Annotated in this window: 12 protein-coding genes; 7 read left to right on the top strand and 5 right to left on the bottom strand. The window is 45.8% G+C overall.

Annotated elements, in window-relative coordinates:
- Positions 1–338 precede the first annotated feature (338 nt).
- Both CWI78_RS10700 and CWI78_RS10695 read right to left on the bottom strand, forming a co-directional pair.
- A complete protein-coding gene (locus tag CWI78_RS10700) occupies positions 339–2,081 on the bottom strand; it encodes an ATP-binding protein (protein WP_126782800.1) in 1,743 nt (580 codons plus the stop codon).
- A 1-nt stretch (position 2,082) separates the two neighbouring features.
- Positions 2,083–3,222, bottom strand: a complete 1,140-nt coding sequence (locus tag CWI78_RS10695; RefSeq protein ID WP_126782799.1) for an SIR2 family protein — start codon at positions 3,220–3,222, stop codon at positions 2,083–2,085.
- A 444-nt stretch (positions 3,223–3,666) separates the two neighbouring features.
- Between CWI78_RS10695 and CWI78_RS10690 the strand changes: the two genes are divergently transcribed.
- On the top strand, positions 3,667–4,335 hold the full coding sequence (locus CWI78_RS10690) for a hypothetical protein (RefSeq protein WP_126782798.1): 669 nt from the start codon (positions 3,667–3,669) through the stop codon (positions 4,333–4,335).
- Positions 4,336–4,692: 357 nt separating this feature from the next.
- Entirely contained in the window at positions 4,693–5,367 is a 675-nt protein-coding gene (locus tag CWI78_RS10685; RefSeq protein WP_126782797.1) for a DNA-methyltransferase, read from the top strand.
- Positions 5,368–5,431: 64 nt separating this feature from the next.
- Here CWI78_RS10685 and drt2 read toward each other — a convergent pair whose 3' ends face one another.
- Entirely contained in the window at positions 5,432–6,697 is a 1,266-nt protein-coding gene (drt2, locus tag CWI78_RS10680; protein WP_126782796.1) for an antiviral reverse transcriptase Drt2, read from the bottom strand.
- A gap of 381 nt (positions 6,698–7,078) precedes the next feature.
- Between drt2 and CWI78_RS10675 the strand changes: the two genes are divergently transcribed.
- Entirely contained in the window at positions 7,079–7,969 is an 891-nt protein-coding gene (locus CWI78_RS10675; protein WP_126782795.1) for a DUF3800 domain-containing protein, read from the top strand.
- Between the two features lie 160 nt (positions 7,970–8,129).
- Here the strand turns inward: CWI78_RS10675 and CWI78_RS10670 are convergent, their stop codons facing one another.
- Positions 8,130–8,993: a YicC/YloC family endoribonuclease gene (locus CWI78_RS10670; RefSeq protein WP_126782794.1), complete on the bottom strand. Its 864-nt coding sequence runs from the start codon at positions 8,991–8,993 to the stop codon at positions 8,130–8,132.
- Between the two features lie 201 nt (positions 8,994–9,194).
- On the opposite strand from CWI78_RS10670, the gene CWI78_RS10665 reads away from it, so the two are divergent.
- Positions 9,195–10,091 (top strand): alpha/beta fold hydrolase, encoded by an 897-nt coding sequence (locus tag CWI78_RS10665; RefSeq protein ID WP_126782793.1) that lies wholly within the window; start codon positions 9,195–9,197, stop codon positions 10,089–10,091.
- Positions 10,081–11,154, top strand: coding sequence for an RNA polymerase sigma factor (locus CWI78_RS10660; protein WP_126782792.1), 1,074 nt, complete (start codon positions 10,081–10,083; stop codon positions 11,152–11,154). Before CWI78_RS10665 ends, CWI78_RS10660 begins: the two co-directional genes overlap by 11 nt.
- A gap of 22 nt (positions 11,155–11,176) precedes the next feature.
- On the opposite strand, the gene smrA is transcribed toward CWI78_RS10660, so the two are convergent.
- On the bottom strand, positions 11,177–11,764 hold the full coding sequence (smrA, locus tag CWI78_RS10655) for a DNA endonuclease SmrA (protein WP_126782791.1): 588 nt from the start codon (positions 11,762–11,764) through the stop codon (positions 11,177–11,179).
- Between the two features lie 137 nt (positions 11,765–11,901).
- On the opposite strand from smrA, the gene rph reads away from it, so the two are divergent.
- Together rph and pyrE are read left to right on the top strand one after the other, a co-directional pair.
- Positions 11,902–12,615, top strand: coding sequence for a ribonuclease PH (rph, locus tag CWI78_RS10650; protein ID WP_126782790.1), 714 nt, complete (start codon positions 11,902–11,904; stop codon positions 12,613–12,615).
- 36 nt (positions 12,616–12,651) lie between these two features.
- Positions 12,652–13,296, top strand: coding sequence for an orotate phosphoribosyltransferase (gene pyrE, locus CWI78_RS10645; RefSeq protein WP_126782789.1), 645 nt, complete (start codon positions 12,652–12,654; stop codon positions 13,294–13,296).
- Positions 13,297–13,436 lie beyond the last annotated feature (140 nt).

The raw sequence follows: 13,436 nt of genomic DNA, 5'->3' as shown, positions 1-13,436 counted from the left end.
TAAAGCTTTGTTGTGCTGCACTACTTGCTAATAATGACTCGTTATTCTCTATTTTTAGAACGTGAGCCGAATAAGCAGGTTATTTGGCTCACAGAATGAGCCAAATAAAGAGAGATTATAGAGGCAAGAGTTACTCGAGGTTTTGAATTTGCTTGTTGATTAATTTTTAATATCATATTAAATCAAATAGTTATTAATTTATCAGCATGCTTATTGAATAAAACTGACCAAAAGACTCACCATTCAAGTCTCCCAACTTTGTTGATAAGATTCAATTTTCGAGCAGAATACTTGGTATGTTTTTACATTCGCCATTCGGCTCATACAACAAATAGCTCTTATTTACTTTGATAACGCCACTTCCGAACTACCGCGCTAATTTGGCTTATGGTCAATGCTTCACTTTGCCAGCCCGTATCAAAATCAACGTCATTTGATCTGGGTAATTGATCCTCAGACAAACTTCGAATCATGACTCTAGTAGGTAACGTGGCTGCTTGACCAACAAAGATAGCTTCCTGACGTCTTAAACCTGAAAGCATTTTTGTTAAGCCGGACATCGAATCCGGTAACACGCTGCGAACATGCTCGCGGTCGGCATCATTAGTTATTCGAAGTACTATCCATGAATTACATTGCGACAGAACGGTCGCTTCAACTTCACTCGGCCTCTGCGAGACTAATAATAGACCTACGCCATACTTTCGGCCTTCCTTGGCAATTCGACGAACTGCAGATTGAGCAGCCTCATACTGTGCCTCACCACGATTTGGTACGTATCGGTGTGCCTCTTCACACACCAAAAGTACAGGACTATTTTGCCGTTCGGCCTCGGTTTGCCAGACTTTAAGTTGAAAAACGATTCTAGCGATGGCAGCGCTAGCTACACCAGCCACTTCGTTAGGTACACCAGACAAGTCAACAATTTGCACTGTGGTTTGCTGCGTTAAGAATTGATTGACGATTGTTGGTAATGGATCTTCAGCTTCATCCCAACTTTCCATCATAAATTTGAGTCGACCGTCTTTTAGCAAGGAATCAATCTTTCGAATAACTTTATTGTAATCTTCGTGATCTTTTTGCGATTTATTTGATGGTCGCTGTTGATTAATTGCTCCAATTAATCCTTCTGTATACAACTCATCATCTTTTTTGCCGAAGTTATCCAGCCCACTACTGTCACCGATAACATAAGGAATTGGTGAATCAACTGTCAGCAAGCTCCTATCAAGCCCTAATTTTTCAGCCGCCTCCTCACGAGCAGCAATCAGGGCATTCTTAACAATGTTTGATTGTGACGTTGCTGCAAACTCAGTCTTGCCGATAAACAAGCTCAGTGACTCTTCTAAATCGAGTAACCAATACGGTAGTTTCAGTGACCCCTCATCGGTCGATAAGCGTCGGTGTGCTGGAAACGCCTTACCATATTCATTATGTGGGTCGAGGATAATAATTTGCGGATGCCAGTGTTCATGACTGGCTATCTGGCCACGTTCGAGAATACTGTGAATAACTGCCGCAACAGTGCCTGATTTACCGGCTCCGGTGGAACCAAGAATGGCAGTATGTTTGCCTAACAACTCGTTCAGCTCTGCGTAACAAAGGGCACCGCCTGAACCAACATGCTCGCCAAGTTGAATAACGGCACCTTTGGCGTCACCGTAAATAAACCTAAGCTCTGATTTGGGTGTCAGGTAAATGGTTTGCTGTGGCAGTGGGTAAGTGGCAACACCGCGCTCAAATTCAAGGGTAAATTCATCCTCCCCCTTCTTGCGCCATTCACCCTCACCAAACAAATCTGCTTCAATAATACGCTCATCAGAAGAGGCAACAGGCAAACCCTTTTCTATCTGATAATCGGCCTTCATGCGCAGCCGGCTCACTAAGCCATAAATAGAACGGTGACCAAAATGGATTTTGATAATTGAACCAAACTGCCCAATAGGGTAGTTTTCGCCTGCAAAAACTCGAGAAAGATCTGAAATAGCGGGATCGAGCTCGGCGATAAGACGTGATCCATCGACTTCGATAATTTTTCCGATAGATAGATTCTTAATGGGTTTTATATACTTATTATCCATGTCAAATACCTCCTTCAAGAATCTCAGTTAGGTTTTCAAATTTCCACCATTCAATGCTATTGACAGATAAGGCCTTCTTCTCTGCGTGGAAAAAACCTTTGTCGGCAAAAATAAGTACTTGTTCGTTGATTGAATTATCTTGATACCAAGCCTGCAACACACCGCTAGGTTCGTCGTCGCTGGTAAACGCAATCACAGTCAAATCACCGTTTGAAGTTCTCAGGCCACGCTCAATTTCAAGATTGATATGCGCATCACCAAAGCTATAGCCAGTGATCAGTAAAACACGTTGGCTTCCACCTTTTGGAGTTAAGACCGCTCTCGCTCGATGCAGTAAGTTTGCATAGGGGTCGAGCTGAGTTTCACGATACTTAGTCGATGCAGGCCAAATCATAATCTTTGTGGGCTGCTCTTGGTTGCGCTTCAAATGCGGAGCAATTCGTAACGGAGTGAATGAAGAAGAATGTTCTGCCCAATTGATTGAACCATGCAATTTAAATACACGTGCGTCCAAATGACCATCTTCAAACGTTGAAGGGTTCCACCATCCTGATACACCACCTTCCAAGCCATCGGCGTACCGAAGTTGAGAGAGCGCTAGGGCGTCTTCTATTAACGTATCGTAGTTCATCACCAGGTAATCAATAGTACTGTAGTTATCTTTGCCATCCCGAAGAGGCCGGTGAAGAGCCTGGACAAAACGTTCATGCATAGCTGAATCAACTTCAATATTAATCTCGCCAAAAATCGCGAGTTTTATCTCTTTGATGGTCTGTATTAGCTGGTCTTTACTGTATTCAACACCATCAATATCAACCGTACTATTTGGAACATTACGGTTAGCTCTGCGAGCCGTAATGGCAAGCCAATCAACAAGCTCGCTTAAATAATCTTCTATATGCGAAGCCGGATTTGCCCCAGCAAAAAAATTTTGTATGGCAGTCAAAATTTGTTTTGAGTCATCACAGAGTGACGCACTTTGTAGCGCCCTTTCGGTAAGATGATCCGTCAATGGTAACCCTGCGCAAGAACTAGCCCCAGCGCCAAGCAAAATTGCCTTAGAGTGTGAGAGTAGCTCTTCAAGTTTGTTGATTGCCTCTCTAAACTCTTTTTGTTCAAACACAGTGGCGTCGAATGCCATACTCCCTCCTTAGATTTTACCTTTAAAGGCTAAATAGAGAATTGATGCTTTCCGGCGCTGCATCGTTATTATTTTCTCAGAAATTTCAGTTTGGTTTTTTCTGTGCTGCGGCAGTGGCTTGGCTGTCAAGTTACTACCTCGCGTTATCAGAAATTAATAAAGATAACCAGTCTCAAGCTCCGAGGATGAAATACCAACAAAACTATCTGGAGAGCATGCATCCGTCCGGAAATCTGCGGTTGGAAGAGCGGAACCAATATAATTTGCCCTAGTATCAGCTTCTGACTGCATCCCTGTGCTCCATGTTCACTAATCCAAGTCGGACCTGACCTTTCCCAAACTGCTTTGATTGAAGAAACGTAATGGTTTTTAAAATTGTAAGTTATGACGTACATTACCAGAGTTTGTTGATAATTTGGATCTTGAAGAATCAAAAGGAAAAAAATGCATCCAGAACTAAAGAATGTTCATGACAATATGAAACGGCTTGGGCTAGGAGCCCTAGCTCATGCTAATTGGCACGCTAACTTTTATAGCTTCGAGAACGACAAATGGTACGAACTCTCAATTTTACAAGCTGCGCATGCAGCTGAAATTTTAATAAAAGCACGTATCGCCGAAGAGCACCCATTACTTATATTCGAACAAATCCCGCGCTCCACGCAGGTCGACACAGAGTTTTTAGACTTCACATCACTAACATCAAAAGCTAAGACAATTCAGTATGCGGATTTGCCGGAGCGACTTTGGGCTACCACTGGAATTAAACTGCCCAACGTGGAGCTATTTAAAGCTTTCGGCGCTATTCGGAACTCAATTCAACATTTCGCAACCCCCGGTGATTTCGAACACAGCACAAATGATCTCATTTACGAAGTAATTGATCCATTCATCAACGATTGCTGGGGCCTTTTTGCAATAGATTTTTGTGAAGACCATGAGCCTTACATATATCTGATTGAAGGCCTTATAATAGGAGGTACTGAGTTTCTGGTCTCCCCGGAAAGCATAGATAGCTTGAAAGATGTAGATTTCAATTGGCCTGCTAATGCTTATAGAAACAAGATGAATAAGCGCTTCAAAGAAGCCGGATATATCGGGCCTAAGCTTTGAGAGAGCATGTATACTGTGCCGCGCTGTTCATAATTTGATCATTTTTGGCTTTCAGAATAGATTGGGAGGCTTATGTGCAGAGAACAAGGAGCTCACCATGAAATGCCAAAACTGCGATAAATCTCTAAAAATAAGCCAATACAAACATAACGATACTTGGAAATCTTGTCCGAAATGTTCTCAAGCGAACGGGCAAATGCATGTATTCTATCGATACCCCGACAAATTTGGCACCACTCCTCAACGTTCATCACCTGCGCATCCGGAAGGTGCACAAAGCTATTGCACCTGCTGCAGAGGTGATAAAGTCGCAGATCTAACTCACGCTCGAACATGCGACCAAGTTTAAGGTAATAAATGAATCTATTTAGACAAGATGCCGTCGATTGGCTCCGAACACTGCCCTCTGAATCAATTGATCTTGTCGTCACTGACCCACCTTATGAATCTCTAGAAAAGCATAGAGCGGTCGGCACAACTACTCGCTTGAGTCATAGCAAAAGTTCAAGTAATAACTGGTTTCGTATTTTCCCGAACGAACGTTTTCCCGAGCTGGTCAGTGAAATATATCGAGTCCTGAAAAATAACCGTCACTTTTATTTATTCTGTGATCAAGAAACGATGTTCGTCATTAAACCTATAGCTGAGGCCGCAGGCTTTAGATTTTGGAAGCCCTTGGTTTGGGATAAGCAGGCAATTGGGATGGGCTACCATTATCGCGCCCGATATGAATTCATCCTTTTCTTCGAAAAGGGAAAGCGAAAGCTTAATGATTTAGGCATGCCTGATGTCCTCGAAGAGAAGCGTGTCTGGCGAGGCTACCCAACAGAGAAGCCGGTAAGTTTAATTGAAAAGCTGATTACTCAAAGTACTCAGCTTGGTGAAACTGTCTGCGACCCATTCTTCGGCTCTGGATCTTCTCTGATCGCAGCCACTAACTTAGATAGAGCCGCTTTAGGTAACGATATTGCCGACGATGCACATGACTACATAGACAAGCGTCAAATGGATAAAACCGTTTCAGTTAAATGATGCCTACCTACCTCTCAATTTCCACTTCGGAAACTAATTAAGAAGGCTAGGCGGAATTCAAAAATCAGCTGAAATCATCAAGTTTCTTATTAAGCTTCCCCCAAAGCGGCTTAAGCTGACGCTTTATAGCTTTTGACTGCATTTTATCGGCAGCTCGTAACCCATAGCGAATGAAGTTGCGGTTACCTAAATGACTGTACCGCTCGTATAACTTCTTTTTTCTTAGGCGGGCTTTTTCATCTTTTTCTAATTGGCTATTTAGTGTCCTGGATACCAGCCGAATAGCCTTATTCATTCGACCCGAAAACTTCGCCAATGCTGCTGAGCGCAACAGAATTCTCTGTCCATCAAATGTAAACCCTAAATATTGAAGAGGTGCGTTGGCCTTTTGAACCCCGCCATATCGCCAAAACTGTCTTACTTCGGTCTTCTTGGGATTTATTGCGACGCCTAATTTTTTAAGCTCACATTCAGCTTGCGACTCCACACGCGCTTCGCATCCACGCTTAATGATGAAAAGCATATCGTCACAGTACCTACGATAGCTGCCGCCGCACTCTTTAGCTAAGGCTTTCATTTGCTGGTCAAAATCTATCATGTAAATGTTCGACAATAATGCGCTTATTGGCGTACCTTGAGGTATTCCAAAAGTGTCTTTATTCGTCGTAATTAAACCAGAATCACGCACTCGCTTTCTAAATTCAGCGGACTCACAGATCCTTTGGCGCCCATTCCATGGATTACTTGGTGAGACCTGAAAAGCTTTATAAACCGCGTCACGATTGCAAAACGAAAACTTTGTGAGTGACTTATATACTGCGTAATGATCATTCGGAAGTGTCTCTTCGCCAAGTACATCACACCAGGACTTTTTTAAGTGCTGATGATTCAACGTATCGAAGAATTTTGAGATATCAATTGCGACCGCCGAGCAGCGGCCCATGTTACTAATCTCTGTGAAGGCATCACGCGCAAATTCGATATTCGATTTACGGAGCTTTCTGAAAGCTAAAACGCATTCTGATAGTTCAAGGCTAGCTAACTTTCTCTCGTAGGCTTCAGCTAGTTGATTAGCGTAAAAAGAATATATCTGAGAATCCGCATGCGCAGCATAAGAAATAGGCCGAATTTTTGGTTCCGGTTTTAACTTACCATCGGAATTACGTTTGAGTTTTTTCGAGATGACTTCGTAACGAAGCAATGGGTAAAAGGCGTGTTTGGAGACAGCCTTAGTATTTCTGACTAGCTTAATTGCTCTGGCTGCACCAATAGGTGCATCAAAGTGAAGGTAACCTCGCTTTTTATACCAAGCAGGTTCATCCTTTGACATGCAAGAATCCTTTTGCAAAACCCAAAACGGCTTAGACTGTGGCCATCCGGTACCGTCTTGGGCTTAACAAACGTAGTTGTTACGTATACATAGCGCTTCCGCGCCGGGCCACTCATATGTCACATATGATGTATAATATCATTGCGTCACAGGGAACTATCGGCATGTTTCAGCTAATCGTTATGTGCGGCTGCTCAAGGCATGTGGTCACCAGTTATGGTTGCTGGCTCCAATTGCTACTTGACAGCTTGTGATACACCTCCGACTCTACAGACGGAGCAGCTCAATATTATCGTCAGTTAGTGATAGTTGCAATTATGTTTATCAATTGCGCCATGGAGTGTCTTCAGTCACCAAGGAACATATTAAGGGAACGGGTTTATGTCAGATAAAAAACAAGCCAGGTCAAACAATGACCAGCAGCTTCCCTTATTCGAATTTGATCAAGAAAACTTAGATAAACTGCGTGATCACCAACCAAACGTGAACGGTCAAGATAGTCAGTTTAGTAAATACATTGTTTACGTTGATGAAAGTGGCGATCACAATTTGCAAAGTATTGATCCACAATATCCTATCTTTGTGCTCGCTTTTTGCGTATTCCATAAACGGCATTACAGTGAAGTTATTGTTCCAGCACTAGAAAAATTCAAATTCAACCATTTTGGTCATGATCAGGTTGTATTGCACGAAAACGAAATTCGCCGCCGTACTGGTCAGTTCAATATTTTTAGAAGTCGAGAACATCAGCTTGCGTTTATGGGAGAGCTAACCGAGATAATCGAGTTTAGTAATTTCGTTCTCATAAGCGCAACAATTGACAAGCGTGATCTTGCAAAAAGTAATCCCGAGGGTAATGCCTACCACCTCGCGTTAGCGTTATGTATGGAAAAACTGTACGGGTTCTTAAAGGAGAAGGAGCAACATGACAGGAGAACTCATATAGTCGTTGAGCGACGCGGAAACAAGGAAGACGACGAACTGGAGCTTGAGTTCCGCCGTGTATGTGATGGTGATAATGCTATTGGAATCCATCTACCTTTTGATATCATTTTCGCGCACAAACAGGTTATGTCATCAGGTTTACAACTAGCAGACTTGGTCGCACGCCCCATAGGGTTAAAAACATTAAGGCCAGACCAAGAAAATCGTGCGTTTGAATCACTACAACCGGAATTCTACTGTGAAGGTGGAAGATGTTCTGTTGGTGAAAGGTATGAAGGAATAGGAATGATGGTTTACCCTACTCCAAAAAGCGAAAAGCCCCAGTGAAACCACTGAGGCATTGACGCCGACCGGGACTGCCCAATCCATTTAGACGTAAGTTTGGCCGATCATTTCACTCTTGTCAACTATCAGTTGAGTACAAGTTAGCCAAATTAGAGATATGAGATCTCACCTGCGGTAGAACCGCAGGCTACGTCAAAACATATTATTCTAAGTTTTGGATCTGTTCTCTCATCTGCTCTATCAAAACCTTCAACTCAACCGCGGCGGCGGTAATTTCAGAATTAATCGACTTAGAGGCTAAGGTATTCGCTTCGCGGTTGAACTCTTGCATCATAAAATCAAGACGCCGTCCGCAGGGGCCGCCTTTTTTCAGTATTTTGCGAGCTTCTTCAACATGCGCGTCTAAGCGGTCGAGCTCTTCGGCTACGTCGGTTTTTTGCGCCAGCATGACCATTTCCTGTTCTACGCGCTGCGGCTCCAACTCAACTTTGGCTTCTTCAAAGCGGGTTAGTAAGCGCTCACGTTGCCAGGCCATAACTTCCGGCATGCGTTCGCGAACAAAGGCTACCTGTGTGCTCACACCGTCCAGGCGCTCCTGCAGCATTTTATCAATAGCTGCGCCTTCGCTTTTGCGGTTCTCGATAAAGTCGCTGGTGGTCTTTTCCAGTGCAGCCAGAACCTCTTTTTGCAGCTCGTCCATGTCCTGGTCTTGAGCGGCGACTACGCCGGGCCATTTTAGAACATCAATTGGGTTTAACTGTCCGGCAGCGGAGTGCTGGCTCACCCACTTGGCACTGGCGATCACACTTTTTGCCAAGTCTTCGTTAATAGACAAGGCGCTTTGCTGGGCTTCATCTACCTGCAGGCTCAGTTTGCATTCAACCTTGCCGCGCTGCAGCTTTTTACGAAACTGCTCGCGTAATGAGTTCTCCAAAGAGCGGAAGGTTTCCGGTAAACGAAAGTAAGTTTCCAGATAACGTTGGTTAACTGAACGAATTTCCCAAACTGCGGTGCCCCAGTCGGCTTTTGTTTCGTAGCGAGCGTAGCCAGTCATACTTTGGATCATAGTTTGTTCCTTTGCTGCAAAGCAGCCGTTGCCGATGACGTTTGGATAACAATGCGCTGATATTACCTGTGATCCTGTCCAAGGTGAAGCCAAAGCCGTCACAAATAAATTGTCACACTTTTAGTCTCCAACCTGACTGTACCAGTGAGCATCGTGGTAGTGAGTCACGATACAAAACAACACCAATTTAAGGAATTCAAAATGAAGTTCACTAAAAGCGTTTTTTTAGCCTGTCTGTTATGCACCAGCATGAATTTTGCGTCCGCTAATGAAACCTCGGATATTCTTTCCAGCAAGGTATCTGGCAGTGGCGAAGATGTCGTGCTGATTCCCGGTCTGATGAGCGATAGTCGTGTCTGGCAGCAAACAGTTGATGAGTTAGCTAAAAACTACCGGGTCCATCAACTCAGTATTGCCGGATTTGGTAACCAACCTTACGCCGTGCCACTACGCCAACAGTTCATAAAGCCGGTGACCGAAGCGGTAAACAATTATTTAAGCGAACAAACGTCTGGTGACGCTGCACTTGTCGGCCACAGTCTGGGCGGTTTTATCGGCTATAAACTGGCGCTAAAAGACACACCAAACGCCAGTTGTGTGGTCGCGGTAGACGGAGTGCCTTTTTTCTCTGCATTAGTCACCATGAACCCGGCGCTTACTGCGAAACAGGCAGAACCACAGGCACGGCAGTTACTGTCAGCTTATCAGCAATTATCTGCCCCTGCCATGGCCAGGCAAGCGGCGGCCGGTGCTTCCCGACAAACGACCTCGTCTGAAGGTAAGCAAAAAATTACCACTATGGCTGAGTCATCCGACCCGAAAACCGTTGGTCGTGCTATGTATGAATTAATGACCACCGACTTAAGGCCGCAACTAAACCAATTAAAGGTTCCGGTATTACAGATGGCAGCGACCGGCGCATTTCCACAAACGCAACGTTCGTCAGCAATGACGCATTACCAAAAGCAAGTCAGTGGTAGCGATTTGATAACCTTGGTAGAGTTTGATCAGGCGCGACATTTTATTATGTGGGATCAGCCACAAGCCTTTATTCAGCAAACTACCGACTTCATCAAGGAGCGTTGCCATGCACAGTGAACTCATTGTACTAACGCAACACGTCGAAAAAGCGCAGGCAGGGAATAAGCCGGCCTTTGCTGAAATCGTGCAGCGCACGCAAAATTTAGTTACCAGTGTTGCTCTTGCTATTGTGCATGACGTAAAAGCCAGCGAAGACATCGCGCAGGAAGCTTACATACTGGCGTGGCAAAAAATGAAACAGCTTAAGCGGGCGCAAAGTTTTTTGCCCTGGCTTCGCCAAACAACCCGCCACTGCGCTTACCAGTGGCTGGAAAAAGAAAAGCACAACCACCGTCAACGGCAACAGCCGCTGGACGAAGAGCTTGACCACTTAATGGCGACCGAGCAGCCTGACACTGATTTGACTGAACAACAACGGCAAAACATTATTGCTCAGGCGTTATCGCGCCTACCTGATGACAGCCGCGATATTGTAATGCTGTATTACCGCGAGCAAAAATCCAGCGAGCACGTTGCCGAACTGCTGGGTATTGATGCCGCAACGGTACGTAAACGCTTGTCACGTGCCCGAAAAAGTCTGGCAGAGGACTTACTTAACCGGGTGGGCAAGGCAGCGTTACTGAGTGCTCCGTCCTTGAGTGTCACTGCCATACTCAGTTCGGCACTCACATTTGGTAGTCCCCCCGCTGCAGCGGCGGGTTTATCGGCTACCGGTGCACTCAGTAGCGGCGTCAAGTGGCTTGCGGTTATAGGGGTTGCTGCGCTGGGGTTATTCGCAGCGTTAGCTGGCTTGTTTATCGGCTCACATCAGGCGCAGAAGTATGCTGAAACAACGCAAGCAAAGCAGCATTTGCTTCGTCTGCGCAATCGGGCGGCCGTATTTCTGGTCATTATTGGCGGTCTATTTTTTGCCAGTTATGAAGTGGATCCCGGCTGGATTCTTCCGCTCATCACCTACAGCCTGTTAGTGGTCGGCATCATGTACTATCAAGTCCAGGTGCAGCGCCACGTTAATACGTCAAAGTCCAAACGATGGGGGTGTTATCTAGGCGCTATTCTGGGGTTTGGTGGCGGCGGTATATCCTTCATTGCTGGCTTGATCATGAGTGGCCGCCTGTAGCCGACCATCAGGTCATTGTGGGTTACCGCTTAGCGTGCTTTTCACGGTTCTTTTGTTTCTGTTCGGCATTCTTTTTCATCATGATGTAGGCTGCGCCGCGGCCACCATGGGGTCGCTGTGCGCTATGAAACGCCAGTACCGGCTCCAGCTCGCGCAGCCACTTATTCACGTAACTTTTTATCAGTGCCGGATGCGGCTTTGTGTGCTTGCCCATGCCGTGAATGATTAAAGCCGTACGCACACCTGCGGCATGGCAGTCTTTCACAAAATTAAACAATGCCGTGCGCGCCTCTGCCAATGTATGGTGGTGCAAATTCAGGCTGGCTTCCATACTGTAACGCCCCTGCTTCAGGCGCTTGAACACACCCGCCTGGACACCGTCGCGATGAAATTCAATAACATCATCCGGCTCAACTAAGTCCACGTACTCGGTCGATAAAAAGTTTTCGTTTTCAGCCTCTTCCGCCTCTGCAGCGCGGCGGCGCTCTTTTTGCGCCAACGTCGGTTCAAAAGCCTGCTTAATATAAGCAACTTCTTCACCCGCCAAGGGCGTTACGTCAGTCATTTCCTGACGAAACAGCTCAAATTCTTCATCTTTTGAACGCGACATACTGCCTCCCGTCCATATTTTTTCTACTCGGTCTAGTGTAATACGTTGCTGCGCGAATCGCGATCCATTAATCGTCCAATTCTGCTACAATTGCGCTCAATTTAAACATTGCGACATTCACTCAGTAAGGAGATGACATGCGTCCAAGTGGCCGTACGGCACAACAAATTCGACCGGTAACCATTACCCGTAACTTTACCAAACACGCAGAGGGCTCGGTTTTAATTGAGTTTGGCGAAACCAAAGTGCTTTGTAATGCCTCGGTAGAAAGAGGTGTTCCTCGCTTTTTAAAAGGTAAAGGCCAGGGCTGGGTTACCGCTGAATACAGCATGTTACCACGCGCAACTCACACCCGTTCGGCTCGTGAAGCCTCCCGCGGTAAGCAAGGCGGTCGTACCTTAGAAATTCAGCGCTTAATTGGCCGCTCACTGCGTACCTGCATCGACATGAGTGCCTTAGGCGAACACACCATTACTATCGACTGTGACGTGATTCAGGCCGACGGCGGCACACGTACCGCTTCTATTACCGGTGCTTGTGTCGCTTTAGTTGACGCGCTGAACTGGATGCGCGGCCAGGGCATGGTCAAAGTGAACCCGTTAAAGGAAATGGTCGCGGCAATTTCAGTGGGCATTTTAGACGGCGAACCGGTCAGCGATCTGGAATACATTGAAGACTCAAAAGCCGATACCGACATGAACATTGTCATGACAGAAGCCGGTAAGTTTATCGAAATTCAGGGCACAGCCGAAGGCGAAGCCTTCAGTTTTGACGAAATGAACAGTCTGGTCGAAATGGCGCGTCACAGCATTCGCGAGTTAATTGATATTCAGAAACAAGCGTTAGCGTAAGCTTCAGTATAAACGTAAGCGAGGAATAAGCAGGCAATGAAAGCGTATCAAAAAGAGTTTATTGAGTTTGCCATAGAGCGTGGCGTATTAAAGTTTGGTGAATTTACCTTAAAGTCCGGCCGCACCAGCCCGTACTTTTTTAATGCAGGGCTGTTTAATAAAGGCTCTGACTTAGCCCGCTTAGGCCGCTTTTATGCCGCCGCGCTGGTCGACTCCGGTATCAGTTTTGATGTGCTTTTTGGCCCGGCTTACAAAGGCATTCCAATTGCCACCGCCACAGCCGTTGCCTTATATGACCACCATCAGCAGGACACACCCTATTGCTTTAACCGTAAAGAAAAGAAAGACCACGGCGAAGGCGGCAACCTGGTGGGCTCTGCGCTGGAAGGCAAAGTGATGCTGGTGGATGACGTGATTACCGCAGGCACAGCTATTCGCGAAGCCATGGAGATTGTTCAGGCTAACGGCGCCGAATTATCCGGTGTTCTTATTGCTTTAGACCGTCAGGAAAAAGGCAAGGGTGAGTTATCCGCCATTCAGGAAGTTGAGCGTGATTTTAATGCTCAGGTTGTCAGCATTGTGAGCTTAAATGATGTCATCACCTTTTTGAAAGATGACGACACCTTTAAAGAATATCTTCCCAAAGTTGAAGCTTATCGCGCCGAGTTTGGTGTCGCTTGATACGTATTTCGTCGCTCGGCATGAATGTCAGGTGGAATATCGGGGAATAAGAGTGCGCCTAACGGTTGCGAGGGGTCTTATGGAGGTGTACAGCGCCACGGATGGCGCTGCTCAAGCCCTACAAGGATGTATTCACGGGC

Origin of the sequence: Idiomarina ramblicola (genome assembly GCF_003987255.1) — a bacterium.
GTDB lineage: Bacteria > Pseudomonadota > Gammaproteobacteria > Enterobacterales > Alteromonadaceae > Idiomarina > Idiomarina ramblicola.
The sequence above is the reverse complement of the archived record's forward strand: the minus strand, read 5'-3'. Positions and strand labels throughout refer to the sequence as shown.